This is a genomic window from Phenylobacterium sp., from assembly GCF_030645195.1.
GTDB lineage: Bacteria > Pseudomonadota > Alphaproteobacteria > Caulobacterales > Caulobacteraceae > Phenylobacterium.
Map to the genome: position 1 here is coordinate 1 of NZ_JAUSLW010000128.1, position 22,969 is coordinate 22,969.

At 67.8% G+C, this 22,969-nt stretch carries 15 protein-coding genes; 13 read left to right on the forward strand and 2 right to left on the reverse strand.

What is annotated here, in order from left to right:
• The first annotated feature begins 22 nt into the window (after positions 1-22).
• From Q7T09_RS10885 to ssb, 13 genes are all read left to right on the forward strand, one after another.
• Entirely contained in the window at positions 23-6,160 is a 6,138-nt protein-coding gene (locus tag Q7T09_RS10885; protein ID WP_304699692.1) for an ice nucleation protein, read from the forward strand.
• 176 nt (positions 6,161-6,336) lie between these two features.
• Complete coding sequence (locus tag Q7T09_RS10890) at positions 6,337-8,421, forward strand: tetratricopeptide repeat protein (protein WP_304699622.1); 2,085 nt, start codon at positions 6,337-6,339, stop codon at positions 8,419-8,421.
• A 37-nt stretch (positions 8,422-8,458) separates the two neighbouring features.
• Positions 8,459-10,750, forward strand: coding sequence for an FkbM family methyltransferase (locus tag Q7T09_RS10895; protein ID WP_304699623.1), 2,292 nt, complete (start codon positions 8,459-8,461; stop codon positions 10,748-10,750).
• A 61-nt stretch (positions 10,751-10,811) separates the two neighbouring features.
• Positions 10,812-11,762, forward strand: coding sequence for a UDP-glucuronic acid decarboxylase family protein (locus Q7T09_RS10900; protein ID WP_304699624.1), 951 nt, complete (start codon positions 10,812-10,814; stop codon positions 11,760-11,762).
• A gap of 31 nt (positions 11,763-11,793) precedes the next feature.
• A complete protein-coding gene (locus Q7T09_RS10905) occupies positions 11,794-12,567 on the forward strand; it encodes a hypothetical protein (RefSeq protein WP_304699625.1) in 774 nt (257 codons plus the stop codon).
• Positions 12,568-12,859: 292 nt separating this feature from the next.
• A complete protein-coding gene (locus tag Q7T09_RS10910; protein WP_304699626.1) occupies positions 12,860-13,711 on the forward strand; it encodes a flagellin in 852 nt (283 codons plus the stop codon).
• Between the two features lie 309 nt (positions 13,712-14,020).
• Positions 14,021-14,842 (forward strand): flagellin, encoded by an 822-nt coding sequence (locus Q7T09_RS10915; RefSeq protein WP_304699627.1) that lies wholly within the window; start codon positions 14,021-14,023, stop codon positions 14,840-14,842.
• A gap of 123 nt (positions 14,843-14,965) precedes the next feature.
• Positions 14,966-15,250, forward strand: coding sequence for a hypothetical protein (locus Q7T09_RS10920; protein WP_304699628.1), 285 nt, complete (start codon positions 14,966-14,968; stop codon positions 15,248-15,250).
• 186 nt (positions 15,251-15,436) lie between these two features.
• Positions 15,437-16,264 carry a flagellin gene (locus Q7T09_RS10925; protein ID WP_304699629.1) on the forward strand — a complete coding sequence of 276 codons (828 nt, stop codon included), beginning with the start codon at positions 15,437-15,439 and terminating at the stop codon, positions 16,262-16,264.
• Between the two features lie 259 nt (positions 16,265-16,523).
• Positions 16,524-19,331: a hypothetical protein gene (locus Q7T09_RS10930; protein ID WP_304699631.1), complete on the forward strand. Its 2,808-nt coding sequence runs from the start codon at positions 16,524-16,526 to the stop codon at positions 19,329-19,331.
• A gap of 57 nt (positions 19,332-19,388) precedes the next feature.
• On the forward strand, positions 19,389-20,087 hold the full coding sequence (locus tag Q7T09_RS10935) for a hypothetical protein (RefSeq protein WP_304699633.1): 699 nt from the start codon (positions 19,389-19,391) through the stop codon (positions 20,085-20,087).
• Positions 20,088-20,248: 161 nt separating this feature from the next.
• Positions 20,249-20,626 carry a hypothetical protein gene (locus tag Q7T09_RS10940; RefSeq protein ID WP_304699635.1) on the forward strand — a complete coding sequence of 126 codons (378 nt, stop codon included), beginning with the start codon at positions 20,249-20,251 and terminating at the stop codon, positions 20,624-20,626.
• A 164-nt stretch (positions 20,627-20,790) separates the two neighbouring features.
• A complete protein-coding gene (ssb, locus tag Q7T09_RS10945; protein WP_304699637.1) occupies positions 20,791-21,276 on the forward strand; it encodes a single-stranded DNA-binding protein in 486 nt (161 codons plus the stop codon).
• 9 nt (positions 21,277-21,285) lie between these two features.
• Here ssb and Q7T09_RS10950 read toward each other — a convergent pair whose 3' ends face one another.
• Positions 21,286-22,347: a 2OG-Fe(II) oxygenase gene (locus Q7T09_RS10950; protein ID WP_304699638.1), complete on the reverse strand. Its 1,062-nt coding sequence runs from the start codon at positions 22,345-22,347 to the stop codon at positions 21,286-21,288.
• A 62-nt stretch (positions 22,348-22,409) separates the two neighbouring features.
• On the reverse strand, positions 22,410-22,937 hold the full coding sequence (locus Q7T09_RS10955; protein ID WP_304699639.1) for a superoxide dismutase family protein: 528 nt from the start codon (positions 22,935-22,937) through the stop codon (positions 22,410-22,412).
• Between the last annotated feature and the right edge of the window lie 32 nt (positions 22,938-22,969).

A 22,969-nucleotide genomic window follows, 5' to 3' on the forward strand; every position in this document is an offset into this window, starting at 1 on the left:
CTCGGCGACCCAGGTCCGGGCGCTGGACACCACCGATGTGGCTGAACTGTCCTCGACCCAGGTCGGCGCCATGTCGGCGGCCCAGATCGGGGCCCTGTCCTCCACCAGCCTGGCCAGCCTGGACTCCACCCAGCTGGGCGCCCTGACGGCGGCCCAGGTCGGCGCCCTGTCGGCCACCAGCCTCTCGGGCCTGGACGGAACCCAGATCGGCTCACTGACCACCACCCAGGTGGGCGGCCTGACCACCAGCCAGCTCAAGTCCCTGAGCACCACGGACTTCGGCGAGCTCACCTCCACCCAGATCGGCGCCCTGAGCGCCAATCAGCTCGGGGCCCTGTCGGCCACCAACATCTCGGCTCTGGACGCCACCCAGACGGCGGCCTTGTCCACGACCCAGGTCAAGGGCCTGGCCACCACTCAGCTCTCCGCCCTGAACGCCACCGACATCGGCGAATTCACCGCCACCCAGATCGGCGCCCTGTCCAACGCCCAGATCGCGTCGCTGACGGCCACCAACATCTCGGCCCTCGACGCCACCCAGACGGCCGCGCTCTCCACCACCCAGGTCAAGGCGCTGTCGGTCAGCCAGCTGCGGGGCCTCGACGCCACCGACGTCGCTGAGCTCGCCGGCACCCAGATCGCGGCCATGGCCACGACCCAGATCGCGGCCCTGAGCTCCACCAATATCGGCGCGCTGGACGCCACCCAGCTGGGCGCCCTTACGGCTGCCCAGATCGGCGCCCTGTCGACCACCAGCCTCTCGACCCTGGACGCCACCCAGACCGGCTCGCTGACCACCACCCAGGTCGGCGGTCTCACCACCACCCAGCTCAAGAGCCTGTCGACCACCGACTTCGGCGAACTGACCTCGACCCAGATCGGCGCCCTGTCGGCCGCCCAGATCGGGGCCCTGTCGGCCACCAACGTCTCGTCGATGGACGCCACCCAGACGGCGGCCCTGACCACCACCCAGGTGAAGGGCCTGGCGACCACCCAGCTCTCGGGCCTCAACGCCACCGACATTGGCGAACTGACCACCACCCAGATCGGCGCGCTCGGCGGCAGCCAGATCGCGGCGCTCTCGGCCACCAACATCTCGGCCCTCGACGCCACCCAGGTCGCGGCGCTCTCCACCACCCAGGTGAAGTCCCTGACCACCGGCCAGCTCGCCGGCCTGTCCACCACCGACATCGGCGAGTTCGCCGACACCCAGATCGGGGCCCTGGCCACCGGCCAGCTGGCCTCGCTGACCGCCACCAACCTGTCGGCGCTGAACGCCACCCAGGTGGCGGCCATCAGCACCACTCAGATCAAGGCGCTCACCTCCACGCAGCTGAGGGCGCTGGACACCACCGACGTCAGCGAACTGTCCTCGACCCAGGTCGCGGCCATGTCGGCGGCCCAGATCGGCGCCCTGTCCTCCACCAGCCTCGGCAGCCTGGACACCACCCAGCTCGGCGCGCTCTCGGCGGCCCAGATCGGCGCCCTGTCGGCCACCAGCCTCTCGGGCCTGGACGCCACCCAGATCAGCGGTCTGACCACCACCCAGGTGGGCGGTCTGACCACCACCCAGGTGAAGGGGCTCTCCGCCACGGACTTCGGTGAGCTGACCTCGACCCAACTGGGCGCACTCTCGGCCGCCCAGGTCGGCGCCCTGACCACCACCAATCTCTCCAGCCTGGACGCCACCCAGACGGCGGCGCTCTCCACCACCCAGGTCAAGGGCCTGGCGACGACCCAGATCTCCGCCCTGAGCGCCACCGATATCGGTGAGTTCACCGCCACCCAGATCGGGGCCCTGGCCGGCACGCAACTGGCCGCCCTGACGGCGACCAACGTCTCCAACCTCGACGCCACCCAGGTCGCGGCGCTGTCCACGACGCAGGTGAAGTCCCTGACCACCGGCCAGCTCGCCGGCCTGTCCACCACCGACATCGCCGAGTTCGCCGACACCCAGATCGGCGCCCTGACTCCGAGCCAGCTCGGCGCCCTGACCGCCACCAACATCTCGGCGCTCGACGCCACCCAGGTGGCGGCGATCAGCACCACCCAGATCAAGGCGCTCTCGGCGACCCAGGTCCGGGCGCTGGACACCACCGATGTGGCTGAACTGTCCTCGACCCAGGTCGGCGCCATGTCGGCGGCCCAGATCGGGGCCCTGTCCTCCACCAGCCTCGGCAGCCTGGACACCACCCAGCTCGGCGCCCTGACGGCGGCCCAGATCGGGGCCCTGTCGGCCACCAGCCTCTCGGGCCTGGACGCCACCCAGATCAGCGGCCTGACCACCACCCAGGTGGGCGGCCTGACCACCAGCCAGCTCAAGTCCCTGAGCACCACCGACTTCGGTGAGCTCACCTCCACCCAGATCGGCGCCCTGAGCGCCAATCAGCTGGCCTCGCTGACCTCGACCAATCTCTCGGCCCTGGACGCCACCCAGGTCGCGGCCCTCTCCACCACCCAGGTGAAGGGTCTGGCGACCACCCAGCTCTCGGCCTTGAGCGCCACCGACATCGGGGAGTTCACCGCCACCCAGATTGGCGCGCTGTCGAACGCCCAGCTCGCGTCGCTGACCGCCACCAACATCTCGGCCCTCGACGGGACCCAGGTGGCGGCGCTCTCCACCACCCAGGTCAAGGCGCTCACCACGACCCAGCTGAAGGGCCTGGAGATCACCGACATCGGTGAATTCTCCGGTGAGCAGATCGGCGCCATGACCGCCACCCAGGTCGGCGCCATCACCTCCACCAACCTGGCGGCGATCGATGCGACGCAGATCGGCGCCCTCACCGCGGCCCAGGTCGGCGCCCTCTCCACCGCCAGCCTCTCGGCCCTGGATGCGACCCAGATCAGCGGCCTGACCACCACCCAGGTGGGCGGCCTGACAACCACCCAGTTGAAGAGCCTGTCGACCACGGACTTCGGTGAGCTGACCTCGACCCAACTGGGCGCGCTCTCGGCGGCTCAGGTCGGCGCCCTGACCGCCACCAATATCTCCAGCCTGGACGCCACCCAGACAGCGGCGCTGACCACGACCCAGGTCAAGGGTCTGGCGACGACCCAGCTGTCGGCCCTGACCTCCACCGACATCGGGGAACTCACCTCGACCCAGGTCGGCGCGCTCGGCGGCAGCCAGCTGGCGGCGCTGACGGCGACCAATGTGTCGGCCCTGGACGCCACCCAGGTGGCCGCGCTCTCGACCACCCAGGTCAAGGCGCTGACCGCGGTCCAGCTGAAGGGCCTGTCCACCACCGATATCGCCGAGTTCGCCGACACCCAGATCGGGGCCCTGACGCCCAGCCAGATCGGCGCCCTGACGGCCACCAACATCGCCGCGCTCGACGCCACCCAGGTGGCGGCGATCTCGGTGACCCAGGTCAAGGCTCTGTCGACCACCCAGCTCAAGGCGCTGGACACCACCGATGTGGCCGAACTGTCCTCGACCCAGGTCGGCGCCATGTCGGCGGCCCAGATCGGCTCCCTGTCCTCCACCAGCCTGGCCAGCCTGGACACCACCCAACTCGGCGCCCTCACGGCCGCCCAGATCGGCGCCCTGTCCAACACCAGCCTGTCGGGCCTGGACGCCACCCAGATCAGCGGCCTGACCACCACCCAGGTGGGCGGCCTCACCACCAGCCAACTCCGGGGCCTGAGCACCACCGACTTCGGGGAGCTGACCTCGACCCAGATCAACTCGCTGTCGGCGGCCCAGCTGGGGGCGATCACGGCCACCAACATCGGCTCTCTGGACGCCACCCAGGTCGCGGCCCTGTCGACCACCCAGGTCAAGGGTCTGGCCACCACCCAGCTCAGCGCGCTGAGCGGAACCGACGTCGCCGAATTCACCGCCACCCAGATCTCGGCGCTCAGCACCGCCCAGATCGCGGCGGTGACCTCCACCGGCATCGCGGCCCTGGACGCCACCCAGACGGCGGCCTTGTCCACCACCCAGGTCAAGGCGCTCACCACGACCCAGCTCAGGGGTCTGGACAGCACCGACATCGGGCAGTTCACCAGCACCCAGGTGGGGGTGCTCACCAGCAGCCAACTCGGCGCCCTGACCACCACCAACATCACCGCCCTGGACGCGACCCAGGTCGGCGCCCTCACGGCCGCCCAGATCGGTTCGCTCTCGGCGACCAACCTCTCGGCCCTGGACGCAACCCAGACCGGCGCCCTGACCACCACCCAGGTGGCCGGCCTGACCACGACCCAGCTGCGGTCGATGTCCACCACCGACTTCGGTGAGCTGACCTCGACCCAGATCGGCTCGCTCTCGGCTGGCCAACTCGGCGCCCTGACGGCCACCAACCTGGCCAGCCTGGACGCCACCCTGGTGGGGGGCCTCTCCACCACCCAGGTCAAGGGTCTGGCGACGACCCAGCTCAGCGCGCTGTCGGCCACCGATATCGGCGAGTTCACCTCGACCCAGATCGGCGCCCTGGCGGCGAACCAGGTCGGCGCCCTGACGGCCAACGCCTTCTCGGCTCTGGACGCCACCCAGGTCGCGGCCCTCTCCACCACCCAGGTGAAGGGCCTCACCACGACCCAGCTGAAGGGCCTCGAGACCACAGATATCGCCGAACTCTCCGCCGACCAGGTCGGGGCCCTCAGCGCGACCCAACTCGGCTCGCTGACCGCCACCAACATCTCGGCCCTGGACGCGACCCAGGTGGCCGCGCTCTCCGTCACCCAGGTCCGCGGCCTGAACGCCACCCAACTGAAGGGCCTCGACACCACCGACATCGGTGAGCTCTCGGCCACCCAGGTGGGCGGCCTGACGGCGGCCCAGATCGGGGCGCTCTCGGCCACCAGCATCCAGACTCTCGACACCACCCAGATCGGCGCCCTGGCCACCACCCAGATCTCGGCCCTGACCAAGGAAGCCCTGTCGGCTCTCGACGCCACACAGACCGCCTCCCTGACCACCACCCAGGTCGGCGCCCTGACCACCAGCCAGGTGGCCAACCTCTCGGCCACCGACTTCGGCGAGCTGACCTCGACCCAGATCGGGGCGCTGTCGGCCAACCAGGTCGGCGCCCTGACCAGCACCAACCTCTCCAGCCTGGACGCCACCCAGGTGGCGGCGCTCTCCACCACCCAGGTCAAGGGCCTCACCACCACCCAGCTGAAGAGCCTGCAGGCCACCGACATCGGCGAGTTCACCGCGACCCAGGTGGGCGCGCTGAGCACCGCGCAGGTCTCGGCCCTGACGGCCACGGCGCTCTCGACCCTGGACGCCACCCAGGTCGCGGCGCTCTCCACCACCCAGGTGAAGGCGCTGACCACCAGCCAGCTGGCCGGCCTCTCCACCACCGATATCGGCGAGTTCGCCGCCACCCAGATCGGGGCCCTCAGCGCCAGCCAGTTCGCGGCTCTGACCGCCACCAATATCGGAGCCCTGGACACGACCCAGATCGAGGCCCTCTCCACGGCGCAGATCGGGGCCCTGTCGGCCGCCAGCCTCTCGACCCTGGACGCCACCCAGGTGGGCGCGATCTCCACGACCCAGGTCGCGGGCCTGACCACCACCCAGCTGAAGACCCTGACCACGACGGACTTCGGCGATCTGAACTCGACCCAGATCAACGCCCTCTCGGCGGCGCAACTCGGGGCGCTGACGGCGACGAACATCTCGTCGCTCGACACGACCCAGTTCCAGGCGCTCTCCACCACCCAGGTGAGGGGCCTGACCTCGACCCAGCTTTCGGGCCTGAGCGTCACCGACGTGGCCGAGTTCGCCGACACCCAGATCGCGGCCCTGACGGCGGCCCAGATCCCCGGCCTGACGGCGACGGCGGTCTCCGCCCTCGACTCGACCCAGACCGCGGCCCTGAGCACCACCCAGGTCAAGGCCCTGACCACCACCCAGCTCAGGGGCCTGTCCATCACCGACGTCGGCGAACTGGCCACCACCCAGTTCGGGGCGCTCTCCTCGACCCAGGTGGGCGCGCTGTCGGCCACCGTGATCGCCGGCTTCGATGCGACCCAGGCCAACGCGCTGGCGACGACCCAGATCACCGGGCTTACCGCCACCCAGCTCGATGGACTGTCGGCGACCAGCATCTCGGGCATGGACGCCACCCTGCTGAACGCCATGACCGCCACCCAGGTGCAGAGCCTGGATAACGATCAGGTCGCCGCCTACATCGCCTCCACCTGACCAAGGCGGGCGTGATCTTCCGCGCCGGGCCTTCGGGCTCGGCGCGGATGGTCGCATTGCGGTTCCCGGTCTGGAATCCAGGCTCCGGAGGCGCCACAACAGGGTGACGGGATCCCCTGGCCGAGTCGCCGGCCGAGCGGGTCCGGCACGGCTGGAAGGGCAGGCGCGAGACCATAATGTCCCAGGATCTCTTCCTCGCAGCGCTGCAGAAGGCCACGGCGGAGACCCTCGGTCTGGCCGAGCTGATCAATACCGCCAATGCCCTGAGCGGGGCGGGCAGGGGCGACCTGGCCCAGCAGCTCTACAAAGTCTGGGCCGCCCTCAACCCCACCCATCCGCAGCTCTATGTGGCCCATTTCAACCGGGGCTGCCTGCAGACCCAGTCCGGCGACCTGCCCGGCGCCATCGAGGCCCTGACCGCCGCCATCACCCTCGATCCGGACTTCATGCCGGGCTACATCAACCTGGGCGGCGTGCTGGAGCGCAGCGGCCAGCCCGACGAGGCCATCGCCCTGTGGCAGACCGCCCTACAGAAGGTCTCCGCCATCACCGGCCAGGGGTTCGGCTACAAGCTGTCGACCCTCAAGCAGCTGGCCCGCATCCTCGCCGACACCCAGAAGATCGAGGCCGCCGAACAGGTCCTGCGCGAGACCCTGACCCTCGATCCCACCCAGCGTGACGTGATCGAGCAGTACCTGGCCATGCGGCTGGTCCAGTGCAAATGGCCGGTGGTGGAGCCGCTGCCGGGCCTGGAAAGCGCCGACCTGGTCACCAACATCCACCCCCTCTCCATGGCGGCCTATACTGACGATCCCCTGCTGCAGCTGGCCGCCGCCGCGCGCTATGTCGGCCTCACCGCCGAGACGCCCCTGGCCTCGGCGGGCGAGGATCGCCGGCACGCGCCCATCGACGTCCAGGGCCGCCGCCTGCGGGTGGGCTACATCTCCTCGGACCTGCGCGACCACGCGGTGGGCTATCTGATGGCCGAGCTGTGGGAGCTGCACGACAAGGCCAAGGTCGAGGTCTTCGCCTATTACTGCGGCATCCCCTCGGTGGACGCCCTGAGCCTGCGCACCCGCGCGGCGGTGGAGCACTGGACCGACATCCGGCCGATGAGCGACGCCCAGGCGGCGGCGAAGATCGCGGAAGACGGCATCGACATCCTGGTGGACGTCAACGGACACACCCGCGAGTGCCGCACCGGCGTCTTCGCCCTGCGGCCGGCCCCGATCCAGGTCAACTGGCTGGGCTATCCCGGCACCATGGGCAGCCCCTACCACCACTACATCATCGCCGATGGCTGGATCGTGCCGCCGGGCTCGGAGATCTACTATTCCGAAAAGGTCGTGCGGCTGCCCTGCTACCAGCCCAACGACCGCAAGCGGGTGGTGGCGGCCGAGCGTCCGACCCGGGCCGAGGCCGGCCTGCCCGACGACGCCTTCGTCTTCTGCTGCTTCAACGGCGCCCAGAAGATCAGCCGCGCCACCTTCGAGCGCTGGCTGACCATCCTGAAGCGGGTGGAAGGTAGCGTGCTCTGGCTGCTGGAGAGCACCGCCGAGACCCATGCCCGCTTGCTGGCTTTCGCGGCGGGGCAGGGGGTGGCGCCCGAGCGCCTGATCTTCGCCCCCAAGCTGCACAACGCCCTGCACCTGGCCCGCTACCCCCTGGCCGACCTGTTCCTCGACACCGGAGCCTACGGCGCCCACACCACCGCCTCCGACGCCCTGTGGATGGGGGTGCCGATGGTCACCCTTTCGGGCCGTGGCTTCGCCGCCCGGGTCTGCGGCAGCCTGGTGCGAGCCTCAGGCCTGGTGGACCTGGTCTGCGCCAGCCCGGACGAATACGTCGAGCGCGCCGTCGCCCTGGGGCAGGACCGCGCCCAGATCGCGGCCTACAAGGCCCAGCTCGAGGCCAACCGCGACACCTGCGACCTCTTCAACATGGAGAAGCTGGTGAGCAGCCTGGAGGACCTCTACGCGACCATGGTGGTGGACTATCAGCAGGGCGCCCTCCCGCGCCCCGACCTCACCAATCTCGACGCCTATATGAAGGCCGGCGTCGATCATGATCACGAGGGCCAGGAGGTCCTGGCCATCGAGGACTACCACGGTCTCTACAAGGCCAAGCTGGCCCGGCGGCACCTGGCCCGGCCCATTCCCCCCGACGCGCGCCTCTGGACCCAACAGGACATCGCCCTGGCCGAGGGCGAACCGCCAGTGCCCGAACCCCAGGCCCGCCTTCGCCGCGCCGCGGCCGACTGACCGCCCAGCGCCCGCGCGCGCCTGAACTGGAAGACGCATGACTCGGAAGGTTCTCGAAGCGCTCCGCGACCAGGGCTATGAGCCGGCCTCGATGCTGGACGTCGGCGCCAACATCGGCGGGTTCACCGAGGGGTTCCTGCAGGTCTATCCCGACTGCGTCCCGACCCTGGTGGAGCCCAATCCCTATTGTGAGCCCGAGCTGGTGAAGCTGGGCTTCGAACGGCACATGGTGGCCGCCTCCGACACGGCGGGCGTGGCCGAGCTGTTCCTCAGCAAGGACTGGCTGCAGTCCACCGGCGTCTCCCTCTACCGCGAGGACACCCACTATTTCAGCGAGGAAAAGGTCCTCAAGCACGCCGTGCCCAAGGTGCGGATCGACGACCTGTTCGCCGGTCGCCGCTTCGACTTTGTGAAGATCGACACCCAGGGCGCCGAGGTCGACGTGCTGAAGGGCGGGGCCACCGTCCTGGCGCAGGCCGACTACATCCTGCTCGAGGTCTCGATGGTCGAGTACAACATCGGCGGCGCCAAGGCCGAGGATGTGTTCGCCCAGCTGGACGCCATGGGCTTCCACTGCGCCGAGATCGTCGAGTTCCATCGCCTGGACGACGTGCGCCAGAACGGCCTGCTGCAGATCGACGTGCTGTTCGAGCGCCGCAGCAAGCGGGACAGCGCCTCGACACAGGCCCTGTTCCAGCTGGGCCAGGCCCTGGCGGCCGAGGGCCGAACAGCCGACGCCCAGACGGTCTTCGAAAACCTGATCGCCCTGCGTCCGCACGACGAGCCGGCGCTGTGGGCCCTGATCGAGATCTACACCGCCCAGGACCGGACCCTGGATGTCCTGCGCGCCCTGCGGTTCATCCGGCAGGGCAGGGCCAATCCCAACAGCCTGCTGGAGGAGATCCAGACCCGCGCCATGCCGGCGATCGGCAAGTTCAACGCCCACCTGGAGGCCGGCGAGACCGTCGAGGCCGAGCGCTACGCCGCCGCCCTGGTGGCCTTGATCCCCAACAGCGAACCGATGCTGACCGCCGCGATGAGCTGCAACCAGGTGCTAAAGCGGTGGGGCGAGGTGGAGCGCTACGCCCGCGCCCTGCTGAAGGTCGATCCCTCCAACCATGTCGCCCAGATCGTCATGGCCGCCGCCACCCGCACCTTGCCGCCCCCAGCCGCGCCGCCGGTCGCCGCCGATCCGGCCCTGGCCGAGATCGCCGAGAAGATGGCCCTGGCGCTCGCGCCCGGTGACCTGCACCCGCTGCTGCGTCTGCGCGACATCCATGATGTGGTCAGCCTGATCCTCTGCCGGCCCCTGACCCCCAGCAGCGAGGCGCAGATCGCCGCGCTTCTGGCCGCCGCGGCCGCGCTGGAGGTGGTGGTCGAGCCTGGGTCGGAGTGGGAGGGCTGGCATAAGCACTACCGCCTGCTGCTGGACGCCGTGGACCTGGCGGCCGTCAACGCCCCGACCCCAGCCCCGGCCCCGGAATCCGAGCTCGCCTTCGTGTCCTCCACCGGCGCCGCCCTTGACTGGAACAGCGTGCGCGCCACGGCCGATCGGCTGGGCGCCCAGGCGGTGTTCTTCGCCGCCGCCGACGAGACCTATGTCGACCTCTACGCCCGCTGGTATGCGCTTTCGGTGCTCAAGTACTCCGATGTGCCGAGCCTGATCGTCATTCACGTGATCGGCGGCAAGGATCGGCTGGCGGCCATCGCGGCCGGGGTCGGGATCAGCGACGAGCGGCTGATCTTCGCGGGCGACGACTTCGACGCCGCTGCTGTGACCACCAAGGTCTATGACGCGCCGCCCAAGGGCTTCATCGCCCGCCCGGTCGCCCACTTCCAGTGCGTGCGGTTCCAGCGTCTGGGAACCCTGCTGGCGCGCCTGGAGCGCCCGGTCTTCGTCTCGGATATCGACCTGATCCTGCAACGCGGCGTGGCCGACCTGCTGGCCCGCGCCGCGCCCGCCGATGTGATGTTCAACGAGAACGAGATCAGCTTCAACGCTGGCTCCCGCCTGACCGCCAACCTCCTGCTGGTGAACCCCACGGCCGGCGCCCAGGTCTTCCTGGCCTTCCTCCGCGACTACATCGAACGCGAGCTGGCCCGGCCTGCGGTGACCCGCTGGATCGACCAGGTCGCCCTGATCTTCGCTCGCCATCACCTCGTGGCCCGGGGCGCCTCGCCGACCCTCGCCTATTTCGACACCACCACCGACATCAACAACGTCATGTACCCGTCCTATCAGGCCAATCCGTTCCGCTTCCTGTCCCTGTTCCATGGCTTCGACACCTCGAGCCTGGAAGGGGTGGGGGAGGGCGCGGCCGCGCAGTGACGCCCAACCCACGGCGCGGAGACTCAGTCTAGGTTGGGGGTTTCAAGGCGGGGCGGACGGCATGAAGCGCATACTTGTGACCGGCGGCGCCGGCTTTGTCGGCTCGCACCTCTGCGAACGCCTGATCGAGGCTGGCCACGAGGTCCTGTGCGTCGACAACTATTACACCGGCTCGCGGCGCAACGTGGCCCATCTGCTGGCCAATCCGAACTTCGAGCTGATGCGTCACGACGTGACCTTCCCGCTCTTCGCCGAGGTGGACGAGATCTACAACCTGGCCTGCCCGGCCTCGCCGATCCACTACCAGTTCGACCCCGTCCAGACGACGAAGACCAGCGTGCATGGCGCCATCAACATGCTGGGCCTGGCCAAGCGCCGGAAGGCCAAGATCTTCCAGGCCTCCACCAGCGAGGTCTATGGCGACCCCACCATCCATCCGCAGGTGGAGGAGTACTGGGGCAATGTGAACCCCATCGGCATCCGCTCCTGCTACGACGAGGGCAAGCGCTGCGCCGAGACCCTGTTCTTCGACTACCACCGCCAGCACAAACTGCAGATCAAGGTGGCGCGGATCTTCAACACCTACGGCCCGCGCATGCATCCCAATGACGGCCGCGTGGTCTCCAACTTCATCATGCAGGCCCTGAGGGGCGAGCCGATCACCCTCTATGGCGAGGGCCTGCAGACGAGGTCCTTCTGCTATGTCGATGACCTGGTGGAGGGCTTCATCCGGCTGATGGCGACGGGCGACGAGGTCACCGGCCCCATCAACTTGGGGAATCCCGGCGAGTTCACCATCAAGGCGCTTGCCGAAATGGTGGTGGCCCAGACCGGCTCGGCCTCGAAGATCACCTACCAGCCCCTGCCGTCCGACGACCCCAAGCAGCGCCAGCCCGACATCTCCAAGGCCCGCGCCCTGCTGGATGACTGGCAGCCGACCATCGCCCTGGAGCAGGGCCTGGCCCGGACCATCGTCTATTTCGACGGCCTACTGAAAAACGGCCTGGCCTGACTTCGTTCAGCGGTTCTCGGGGCAGGCGCAGATGGACATCAAGGAACACGCCGACCTCAACACCCACATCTACCAGTTCGCGCAGGGCTATCTCGAGACACGCGGCTGGTTCGACAGCCTGGACGGCATCCCGCGCAACAAGGATGGCGTGGTGCCCTGGATCACCTATCCGGCCTTCATCCAGCTCTCGCGGATCGTCCGGCCCGACTTCAAGGTGTTCGAGTACGGCTGCGGTGGGTCATCCCTCTGGTGGTCGGGCAAGGTCGCCGAGGTCACCAGCGTCGAGCACGACAGCCGCTGGGCCGCCCACGTGGCCGAGGGCGCGCAATCCAACCTCAGGATCGTCGTGCGTGAGATGGACGAGGCGGTCGACGAGGCGCGCCGTGCGGCGGTCGCCCCCTTCTTCGCCGATCCGCCCAATCTGCCCCTGTCCCCCAAGGAGGCGCACAACAGGCTGCACGGCCTGATGTCTGAGGAGTTCGTCGCCTACGCCACCGAGATCATGGCCTTCCCCAAGGCCCACTTCGACGTGATCGTCATCGACGGGATGGCCAGGGTCCTGAGCACCTGGGTGGCGATCTCCCATCTCAAGCCGGGCGGCTTCATCCTGTTCGATAACTCCGACCGCTGGCAGTACAACGCCGCCTACCAGATGCTGCACGCCGCGGGCTTCCGCCGGATCGACTATTACGGTCCCGGACCGGTGAACAAGCTCGAGTGGTGCACCTCGCTGTTCGTCCGTGACCTGAGCGTCTTTGAAGCCGCGGTCGACAGTGCGTCCACCGTCTCCGACATGGGCTGGTAGCGGCCAAGCCACCCCGCCCCTTCAAGTATCTTGCTCCACTAGGCAGAATCGAGTCCTGCCGGAGGGGGCGTTGCTTTCCTCCCGGCAAGTCATGCCGAGGCGGCAAATCATCCCCGGTATGATTAATTCGCCTCCCCACGGGCGGAAATATTATTCAATAAAATCAGCATCTTAAAAAGTGAACGCGCGGCCAGAACTGGCCCGCCGCTTGCGAGGGTGTTGGCAAGGCGAAAAACCCGCCCCGCAGGCAAAAGCCGCAAACTCTCTCCCGACCAGAATGGAAGGATCCCAAATGCCGTTTAATTCGGTGAACACCAACGTGGGCGCGATGGTCGCGCTCCAAAACCTCAATGCGACCAACTCCGACCTGGCGATGGCTCAGAACCGCATCAACACTGGCAAGAAGGTGGCGAACGCCAAGGACAACGGCGCTATCTGGGCGATCGCCCAGAACCAGCGCGCGGCGTCCGGATCGTTGAACGCCGTCCGGGATTCACTGCAACGCAGTCAGTCCACGGTCGACGTCGCCATTGCTGGTGGGGAAACGGTTTCCGACCTTCTGCTTCAGATGAAGGAAAAGGCTCTGGCGTCCTCTGACAGCAGCCTGGATAGCGCGTCCCGCAATGCCCTGAACGAAGACTTCATGGCCCTGCGCGACCAGATCCAGAAGGCGGTCGGGAATGCATCGTTCAACGGCGTGAATATGTTGAACGGAGCGGGTGTCGGTGGTGCGGTGACGATCTCGGCCCTCGCCGATGAATCTGGAATTTCCAGGCTCACGGTGCTGGCTCAGGATATGTCCCTCAACACTCCCGGCAGCGCGGTGGGGCTGTTGTCGACCGACTCCATTGGGACCCAAGTAGGCGCCACGGCTATGATCACTTCGGTTGCGACCGCTATTGCGAATGTCTCGACCGCTCTGTCAAAGCTGGGCACCGGTTCCAAGTCGCTCGCCAACCACCTGACCTTCATCAACAAGCTACAGGACGCGGTCGACGCCGGCGTGGGCAACCTCGTCGATGCCGACCTCGCCAAGGAGAGCGCAAGGCTCACCTCGCTACAGACAAAGCAGCAACTCGGTGTCCAAGCGCTGTCGATCGCCAATCAGATGCCACAGACGATTATGTCTCTGTTCCGCAGCTAGTTGGTCGCAGCGCCGGGCGGGCGCCCCCCGAAAGGGGTGGCCCCGCCCGGCGAGCTCTTTGAACTGCTGGGCGCCGTTTGCCGCATGAGGTCGGCAATTTCTGCCCAAGCGCCGTTGAGGTAGGCAAGTCCTGCCGTGCGCAAACGTCCCTAACAAGGGTTTAATCCAACCATTTCAATATTTTGTGGCGGGCCGATAGCCCGTGGGCGCTGGCCCTGACCTGGCCCGAAATTTGCTTTTAACCACGTGGGCAAAATGCCTGCGGTCAGCAAAATGCAGACCGGTGACCTGAGAAAAAGGACACCTCTGATGCCGAATAGCGTCAATACCAACGTCGGGGCGATGGTCGCCCTTCAAAACCTCAACGCCACCAACGCCGACCTGATGACGGTTCAAAACCGCGTCAACACCGGCAAGAAGATCGCCTCGGCGAAGGACAACGGCGCCATCTGGGCCATCGCTCAGAACCAACGCGCCACCTCCGGCTCCCTGAATGCGGTCAAGGACTCCCTTCAGCGCTCGCAATCCACCGTCGATGTCGCCATCGCCGGCGGTGAAGCTGTCTCCGATTTGCTTCTGCAGATGAAGGAAAAGGCCTTGGCCGCCTCCGACTCCAGCCTCGACACCGCTTCGCGGACCGCCCTGAACGACGACTTCAACGCCATGCGCGACCAGATCGCGAAGTCGGTTTCGAACGCCACGTTCAACGGCGTGAACATGATCAGCGCCACCGGCACCACCATCGCCGCCCTGGCCAATGACGACGGCAGCTCGAAGATCACGGTCCAGGCCCAGGACCTTTCCCTGGCCGGCATCAGCCTGGACACCGGGTCGATTTCGACCCAGGCGACAGCTGAAGCCATGATCGCCACCGTCGGCGCCGCCATCACCACGGTCTCGACCGCTCTGTCGAAGATGGGAACGGGCTCCAAGTCGCTCGGGGCCCACCTGACCTTCATCGGCAAGCTGCAGGACTCGATCGACGCCGGGGTGGGTAACCTCGTCGACGCCGACCTGGCCAAGGAAAGCGCCCGCCTCACCTCGCTGCAGACCAAGCAGCAGCTGGGTGTCCAGGCGCTCTCGATCGCCAACAGCTCTTCCTCGGGTCTGCTCAGCCTCTTCCGCGGCTAGGGCAGGCGCGCGAGGCGGCGACGCCTCGTCACCGGCGGGACCTGGCGGGGAGGGCGAAGTCCTCCCCGCCGATTTCGGTCAAACAGGGACGTTCACGGGCAACCCCCGTCAACGAAGGGAGAAATGGAAACCAAGGCTACAAAACTGGCGTCGATCACCGACCGGACCCTCAACCAGCAACCGCAGGTTCACGCCGCACCCGCACCGCTCGCGGTCAGGATCGCGGCCGGGGACGAAAGTCAGGCGGACTTCCGGCTGGTCATTGAGGAACACGCCGGCTCCTACGTCTACAAGACAGTCGACCGGCGGACCGGTGACATTGTGGCGCAGTATCCGAGGGAAGAACTCCTGAAGATGCGGGAGGAAGAGGATTACGCCGCCGGCACGGTAATCCGCGCCAAGGTCTGACGAGGCTCAACAGCCTCTGAATCTGCATGGTCTCACTGCCCCGGGAAACCGGTCGGCAGCCGCTCGCATATGGGCGTTAACCTTCTGGACACCATGATTCCATAGCTTCCAGCGCAGGAAGACCGGTCCCACCGACTCGCAAAAAGAGACGGTTGAAGGGGTCGGGCGCGCCAAGGAGGCCGGGTAGTGTCAATCAGCGTTCATACCAACAAGTCAGCCCTCGTCGCGCTGCAGAACCTGAACAAGACCAACGATGAACTGAGTGACGTTCAGAACCGTATCAATACGGGCCTGTCGATCGCGAACGCCAAGGACAACGCCTCGGTGTGGTCCATCGCCCAGGGGCAGCGCGCCGACATCGGCGCCCTCTCGGCGGTGAAGATGAGCCTGGACCGCGCCCAGTCCATCGCCGAGGTCTCCATGGCCGCCGGCGAATCCATCTCCGACCTGCTGGTGCAGCTGAAGGAAAAGGTGGTCTCCGCCCAGGACCCTTCCCTCGACGCCAACTCCCGCGGCGCCCTGGACGCCGACTTCAAATCGATCCTGCGTCAAATCGCCCAGGTCGGCCAGAACGCCTCCTTCGACGGCGCCGACATCCTGGACGGCACCACGCCCTCGATCCGCTTCCTGGCCAACGCCGACGCCAACGCCTACATCACCCTGTCTGGCCAGGACATGAGCCTAGGCGGTCTGATCATCACCCTGGCCACCACCGCCTCGATCTCCACGGTCACCGACGCCCAGACGGCGCTCGCCGACCTCACCACCTCGATCGCCAACGTCAACCAGGCGCTGGGCAACCTCGGCGCCCAGGCCAAGCAGATCGAGAACCACAACAAGTTCGTCTCCAAGCTGACCGACGTGCTGCAGGCCGGGATCGGCAACCTGGTGGACGCCGACGTCGCCAAGGAAAGCGCCCACCTCCAGGCCCTCCAGGTCCAGCAGCAACTCGGCGCCCAGGCCCTGTCGATCGCCAACCAGGCGCCCCAGATCATCCTGTCGCTGTTCAAGTAATTGAACCCCGTCCCACAGTCCGGGCGTCTTGAGGCTCGAGCCATCCAGGCTCGGGCCTTTGCTGTTCAAGCCAAAGGGCTTGAACAGCAAGAAAAGGCCCGATCTTCAAGGATCAGAGCGTGACCGGCGCCGAAACCGGAGACCACTTTCGGCTGTCACGCTCTGGCGCCTTTTGCGTCTTAACGCTGCGGCTTAACGTCCCGTCATCCCTGGCCGTGGCAAGGTTGGCCGGCGGAACCCTGTCCGCGGACGGCGGATCATGACGATCACCTTCGACACCAGCATCCTGGTCAACTACTACGCGGCGCGCTCGGGCGTGTCGTCGGGTGGGACCACGACCGCTTCGGGGACCAGCACCGCCAAGAAATACGCCCCCAGCGCCCCCTGGCTGCCCGGAGCGAAGACCGCCTCCAACACACCGGCCTTGATGACCACGGCGGTCAAGAAGGCCATGCTGGGGCACAAGTTGATCGACGAGAACGCCGCCCAGCTCGACCTGGCCGGCGCCAGTTCCGACTACAAGAAGCTGTTCGCCCTATATCAGGGCCTCGACACCCTGGCCGGCGTCGTCGACCAGATCGGCGGCAAGGGCCTGACCAGCGTCGACAAGGATCGGATCAAGTCGGTGTTCGGCAAGGGCCTAGCCGAGGTCACCGCCTATACCGACCAGCTGGAGATGGACCAGATCCGCCTGACCCGCGCCGAGGTGACCGACAAGGCCAAGTCCAAGCTGGGGGTGGCCAAGGCCAAGACCGACTACACCACCCCGCCCCTGGTCTCCGGGGACGTCTCGGCCCCCGTCGACGCCTTCCAGGGCGACGTGAAGTTCAACATCTCGATCAAGCGCGTGGGCGTGACCCACGACATCACCATCGACCTGGCCGACATGGGCGCCACGCCCCGGAACATGTCCAACGTGATGTCCTACATCAACACCCAGCTCAGCGACGCCGGCGTCGGCACGCGGGTGGCCTCCCTGCGCATCCCCGGCGGCGACCGCACCGTCCAGGTGGCCGGCAAGGCGGTGAAGGTGGGGGTCAATCCCGACCAGTGGGCGATGAAGTTCAACGTCGATTCCGGCGACACCCTGACCTTCTCTGCGCCGAAGACCGAACCGGCCATCTACCTGGCCCAGAGCGTCGGCAACCCCGATCCGGACGGCAAGGCCTCCACCAAGGACGGCGTGGTCCTCAGCCAGCTGATGAAGGTGCAGACCGACACCGTCGACGTGACGCCGCCGCCCCAGGCCACCGGCGACGCAAACTATGTCGACGGTCGGGTCTGGGCCAAGGACATGGAAAAGACGGTGGGGACGGTCCATGCCACCCAGGTCGGCTCCGATGGTTCGGTCTATGTGCTGGCCGACGTCACCGGCAAGACCTCGGGTCAGGACATCAAGGGCGATCAGGACGTCGCCCTGCTGAAATACGACTCCGCCGGCAAGCTGCTCTTCACCCGCACCCTGGGCGCCTCGTCCAACGCCAGCGGCCTGGCCCTGGCGATCTCCGCCGACGGTCAGATCGCCGTCGCCGGCAAGGTCACCGGGGGCTTGAGCGGGGCGACCGAAGGGGCGCTGAATTCGGGCGCCACCGGCAGCTTCGCCACCAGTTCCGACAGCTTCGTCACGGTGTTGAACACCGAGGGCGAGGAACTCTGGACCCAGCGCCGCGGCGCGCGCCAGAACGACGAGGCCACCCAGATCGCCTTCGGCGCCGACGGGGCGGTCTATGTCGCCGGCCGCGCCCAGTCGAGCCTGCCGGGAACCACCGCGCTGGGCGGCTGGGACGCCTATATCGAGGGCTTCAAGGCCGACGCCGCGGGCAAGGTCTCCACCCTTTTCACCCAGAGCGTGGGCTCGGCCGGCTCGGACCGGCCCGGCGGCCTGGTGGTGGACGGCTCGACCCTGCACCTGGCCAACAACGAGGACGGCCATGCCGTCCTGCACCGTTTCGACCTCTCCGGCGGAACCCCGGTGGAGACCGCCTCCCGCGACCTGGGCGACCTCTCCGGCGGCGAGATCGCGGGCCTGGCCCTGGACGGCGGCCAGCTGGTCATAGCCGGATCGACCCGCAACGATTCCATGGCGGCCGGGGCGGTCACCCGCGGCTATAGCGGCGGGACCGACGGCTTCGCCGCGCGGATCGCGGCCGATCTCAGCCTCAACGCCAGCGACCGCATGGCCTATTACGGCGGCGCCGGCGACGACCGGGTCTCGGGCCTGGCCATGGCCGAGGGCCGCATCTATCTCACCGGCCAGGCCGGGACCGACCTGCCGGGCGAGGATCCGGTGGCCAAGAAGGACGGCTTCCTGGCCGAGCTGGACGTCAACAGCGGCGCTGTGGGCTTCTCCCGGCGCTTCAGCGGCAAGGACGGTTACGCCACCCCCACGGCCATCGCCATCGACGCCTCCGGGGCCAGCGCGCTCGATCGCCTGGGCCTGCCCAAGGGGCTGCTGGACCTGAGCGACTCCCCGCAGCTCACCGCCGTCAGCTCGGTGCGGGCCGGCGACCAGTTCCAGGTGCGCACCGGCGAGGCCGGCGCCTTCAAGACCATCACCATGGAGGCCAACGACACGTTGGAGACCCTGGTCACCAAGCTGAAGCGCGGCCTGAACTATCAGGCCAAGGTGGAGATCGTCACCTCGGGCGGCGTACGGTCCATTCAGGTCAAGCCGCTCAACGCGCGCACCATCCTGGAGTTCTCCGCCGGCAAGACCGGCAAGGACGCCCTGGACCTGTTGGGCCTTCCCGAGGGCGTCGTGCGCGCCACCGTCACCGACAAGAAGGGCAAGACCACGCCGGCGGACGGGAAGGGGGCCTTCTACGGCCTGGGCCTGGAAAAGGACCTCAACCTCGACGACGCCGACGGCGTCTCCCACGCCAAGGCCGCCCTGGCCACGGCCCTGGGCGTGATCCGCAACGCCTACAAGGACCTCAAGGAGGCGGCCACGCCGCTCAGCCAACGGGCGTCCGAGAAGGCCAAGGCCGAGGGGCCGGTGCCGGCCTATCTGACCAACCAGATCGCCAACTACCAGGCCGCCCTCGACCGCCTGGGTGGCGGCAGCTGACGGCGCGTCCGATCACGAACGCTTGAAACCGTCACACGCGCGGTCTAGCGAGGGGGCATGGATATCTTCAACGACCGGCGAATTGTTCTCGCCTTGATCGGCGGGGCGCTCGCCCTCCTGGCTGGCCTCGGCATCGCCATCGGCATGGTCTCCAAGACCCGCGGCGAGAAGCACGCCGCCCCGCCCGCCTCCCAGGGCGGCCTGGTGGTGGAAACCACCGCGGTCGACGACGGCGGCATCGATCCCGCCCGGCCGCTACGCTGCTTCGTCGCCGGCCAGTATGTCGGCGAGGTCACCCTGGCGCAGTGCGCCCAGAAGAACGGCGTGGCCACCGGCGCCCTGGATGTCGGCGTCGATTCCAGCGGCAACCTGGCCGCCGCCGACCAGGCCGGCACCGTCCTGACCCCCCTGCCGCCGGTCCAGACCGAGCCTGTCCTGGCCCAGGCGCCCGCCGCCGCCGCCGCGCCGAGCGCCGCCAGCACGCCGACCACCCCCGCGGCCGGCGGCCCGGCCGGAACCTGCTGGCGCTATTCGGGCGCGGCCTGGTCCAAGCTGCCCTCGGAAATGTCGCTCGGCGCCTGCGTCCAGGCCCTGTTCGCCGGCCACTGCGAACGCTCCGGCGGCGCGACCTATGGCCGCTGGATGGCCCAGACCCTGCGTCTGGTTCCGGGCAAGGTCGAGGTCTCCGGCGACAACCGCAGCTTCCGCACCCTGGTGGAGCAGGGCCCCGGCTGCGCCATCCCGTCGATCGGCTAGAGCCCTTTCCGATCTGATTGTTTCAATCAGATCGGATGAAAAGGGCTCTACTTCCAAAGGTTAGAGCATTTTTCGATCCGATAACCGTTTCACACTTATCGGAAAATGCTCTAGCACAAAGGCCACTCGCGCGCCGCAATCGGGCTGTGTAGTCTGACGCCATGGTTCGCAATCTCCTCCTGCTCGGCGCCGCCCTCATCGCTCTCGGCGCCTGCGCCAAACGCACCGTGCCGCCCGGCGACGTGGGCGTCTGCTACGTGGTCCAGTTCCAGAAGGACGGGACGCTGAAGTACAACAAGCTGGTGAGCGGCCTCTCGGATCTCGAGCACTGCGCCGCGTCCCTGGAAGCCATGCGGGTCAAGTTCCTGCGCATGGGTGGCAGCCAGTACGAGATCACCGGCGCCTATCAGGGCAACTTCATCTTCCTCCAGAAGGAGGGGGTGCTGACCGCGCCCTCCCTGGAGGCCCACCGCTATGTGGCCCTGGTCCGCACCGGCGACGGCCGGCTCGCCGTCCCCGGCGCCATGCCGCGGGAATAGGCGCGCGACCCTACGCCACGCGCCGCCGAGCCAATGGGCTGTGGACGGTCTGCGCCAAACGTGAACGAAGGCAGAACATTAACATTGATCGCGCGCGACGCCTCGTCTAGCGTGCCGCGCATGGACCGACGGTCCGCATCTACGGAAAAGACAGGAACAGCGACATGGCGGGCAGCGTCAACAAGGTCATTCTGGTCGGCAATCTGGGCGCCGACCCCGAAATTCGCAGCCTCGGCTCGGGCGATCGCGTCGCCAATCTGCGCATCGCCACGTCGGAGACCTGGCGCGACAAGAGCTCGGGCGAGCGCAAGGAAAAGACCGAGTGGCACCGGGTGGTGATCTTCAACGAGAACCTCGTGAAGGTGGCCGAGAACTATCTGAAGAAGGGCTCCAAGGTCTATATCGAGGGCTCGATTCAGACCCGCAAATGGACCGACCAGTCGGGCGTGGAGAAGTTCTCCACCGAGATCGTGCTGCAGAAGTTCCGCGGCGAACTCACCATGCTGGACGGCCGCGGCGACGCCGAACGCGACGAAGGTGGCGGCTATGGCGCCTCCGATCGCGGCGGCTTCTCCTCCGGTCCCCGCGCCCAGAGCTCGGCCCCCCGGGAGGACTTCTCCGCCGACCTGGACGACGAGATCCCGTTCTAGGCTTACGCCCTAATCCTCCACCGGCTCCGTGCCCTCCAGGCTCCCGAGGTTCGCCCGCCGGACCTCGGCGGCCTCGGCGTCGTAGAGGAAGGGCAGGAAGGCGTAGCGGCGGCCCTTGGTCACCGGCGTCGCCTCATGCAGCAGGGCGCAGGAGAACACCACCGCTCCGCCGGTGGGCGGGCGATAGGTCTTGCTGCCGAATTCCGCGAAGGTCAGATTCCCGCCCTCGAAGTCCTCGGCGTTGAGGTTGATGGAACAGGCGAAGCGGCGGTGGGCGGTCCCCGGCGTGGTGTCGTCGCGATGCGGCTTGAAGTAGCCGCCCTCCTCGGCGCTGTAGCAGGCCACCAGATAACGCTCGATGTGGGTGACCTTGAACTGGAACACCTTGCGGATCTGCGGGATCAGCCGGTGGGTCAGGGCCAGCCGGGTTTCCCGCGCCAACTCGGGATCGCTGATCATTGTGTCGCGGCGTTTCTTGTAGTCGTCGAGCATGCCGACCGTCTTGCCGCCGATCTCCCGCATCACCCCTGACGGGGTCCCGCCGTCGGCCTCGTAGTGGGCGATCAGCCGCCGGCAGAGGTCGGGCTCGAAGATCCGCGGGGCGATCAGCACCGGGGCGTGCAGCGGGACCCCGGCATGGTCCTCCGGGGCGGGAAGCCTGCGCAGCAGCTCGAACAGCCGCTCGGCCTTGTCTATGTCGGTGATCCCCAGGATGCACTCGGCCGGGTCCAGCAGCACCCAGCGGGGCCGGGCCTGGCCCTGGGCGTCCAGGGCCTCGAAAAGCCGGCTCACCGCCCCGTCGCGATCCAGGAACCAGCGCAGGCCCTGCTGGTCGCGCGCCATGGCGATCGCGCCTTCGTCGCGCAGCACGCCATAGGCCGACAGGCGGACGTCGTCGAACAGGTCGCGGTGGGCCACGATCTGGGCCAGGGCCTGACGCCGGCCCGCCTCGTCGGTCGGCAGGAAGCCCAGCAGGATGTAACGGCCCCCGAAGGCGGCTGAGGTGTAACGCGGATTGCTGGTCGTCGGGCAGACGAACCGCGGCGCTAGGGCGCCCAGAACCATAGCCATTCTTGAGGTTGCGGCCCGGCGCTCACGGTTGCAAGGCGTCTGTGAGCGCCGGGACCCCGCGCCTACCCCTTCGAAATCGCGCCGCAGGCTATGCGCGGGCCCGCGCCGCCGATGGGCTGAGTCTTGTGGTCGTCGGGATTGGCGTGGATCACCAGGGCCGAGCCGTCGGCGTCCATCAGCTCGGGTTTGGCCCCGCCGCCCCCCAGGGTGACATAGGGGGCGAACAGCTCGGCGGTTCCGGTTCCATCGGCGGCGACATGGAGGTTGGGCAGGTCGCCGGCCTCGTTGCCGTCGGGGTTCAGCAGGCCGTGCGCGACGCCGGCCTGGCCGTGGACGTGGGCCCCGGCCGAGGTGAAGCCGCTCGCCGAGCAGTCGCCCTTTTCATGGAAGTGCAGGCCGTGCCAGCCCGGCGCCAGGCCCTTGACCTCCAGCTTCAGCAGCACGCCGTTCGGGGCCCCGGAGAGGGTTGCGGTTCCGGCTGAGCCGCCGGTGGAATTCTTCAAATCGATCCGAAGGTTGGCCGGAGGCGTGGCGGCGAGCGCCGCGGTCGCGGTCAGGCCGGCGATCAGTCCGGGCAGGGCATATCTCATGGCGGCTCCAAAGGCGTTTCCCGGGCTCACGA

What these genes read in the sequence shown, in the direction of transcription:
- Q7T09_RS10890 (WP_304699622.1), top strand. Translation starts at nt 6,337, where the DNA reads ATGTCCCAGGATCTCTTCCTCGCAGCGCTGCAGAAGGCCACGGCGGAG.
- Q7T09_RS10895 (WP_304699623.1), top strand. Translation starts at nt 8,459, where the DNA reads ATGACTCGGAAGGTTCTCGAAGCGCTCCGCGACCAGGGCTATGAGCCG.
- Q7T09_RS10900 (WP_304699624.1), top strand. Translation starts at nt 10,812, where the DNA reads ATGAAGCGCATACTTGTGACCGGCGGCGCCGGCTTTGTCGGCTCGCAC.
- Q7T09_RS10905 (WP_304699625.1), top strand. Translation starts at nt 11,794, where the DNA reads ATGGACATCAAGGAACACGCCGACCTCAACACCCACATCTACCAGTTC.
- Q7T09_RS10910 (WP_304699626.1), top strand. Translation starts at nt 12,860, where the DNA reads ATGCCGTTTAATTCGGTGAACACCAACGTGGGCGCGATGGTCGCGCTC.
- Q7T09_RS10915 (WP_304699627.1), top strand. Translation starts at nt 14,021, where the DNA reads ATGCCGAATAGCGTCAATACCAACGTCGGGGCGATGGTCGCCCTTCAA.
- Q7T09_RS10920 (WP_304699628.1), top strand. Translation starts at nt 14,966, where the DNA reads ATGGAAACCAAGGCTACAAAACTGGCGTCGATCACCGACCGGACCCTC.
- Q7T09_RS10930 (WP_304699631.1), top strand. Translation starts at nt 16,524, where the DNA reads ATGACGATCACCTTCGACACCAGCATCCTGGTCAACTACTACGCGGCG.
- Q7T09_RS10935 (WP_304699633.1), top strand. Translation starts at nt 19,389, where the DNA reads ATGGATATCTTCAACGACCGGCGAATTGTTCTCGCCTTGATCGGCGGG.
- Q7T09_RS10940 (WP_304699635.1), top strand. Translation starts at nt 20,249, where the DNA reads ATGGTTCGCAATCTCCTCCTGCTCGGCGCCGCCCTCATCGCTCTCGGC.
- ssb (WP_304699637.1), top strand. Translation starts at nt 20,791, where the DNA reads ATGGCGGGCAGCGTCAACAAGGTCATTCTGGTCGGCAATCTGGGCGCC.
- Q7T09_RS10950 (WP_304699638.1), bottom strand. Translation starts at nt 22,347, where the DNA reads ATGGCTATGGTTCTGGGCGCCCTAGCGCCGCGGTTCGTCTGCCCGACG.
- Q7T09_RS10955 (WP_304699639.1), bottom strand. Translation starts at nt 22,937, where the DNA reads ATGAGATATGCCCTGCCCGGACTGATCGCCGGCCTGACCGCGACCGCG.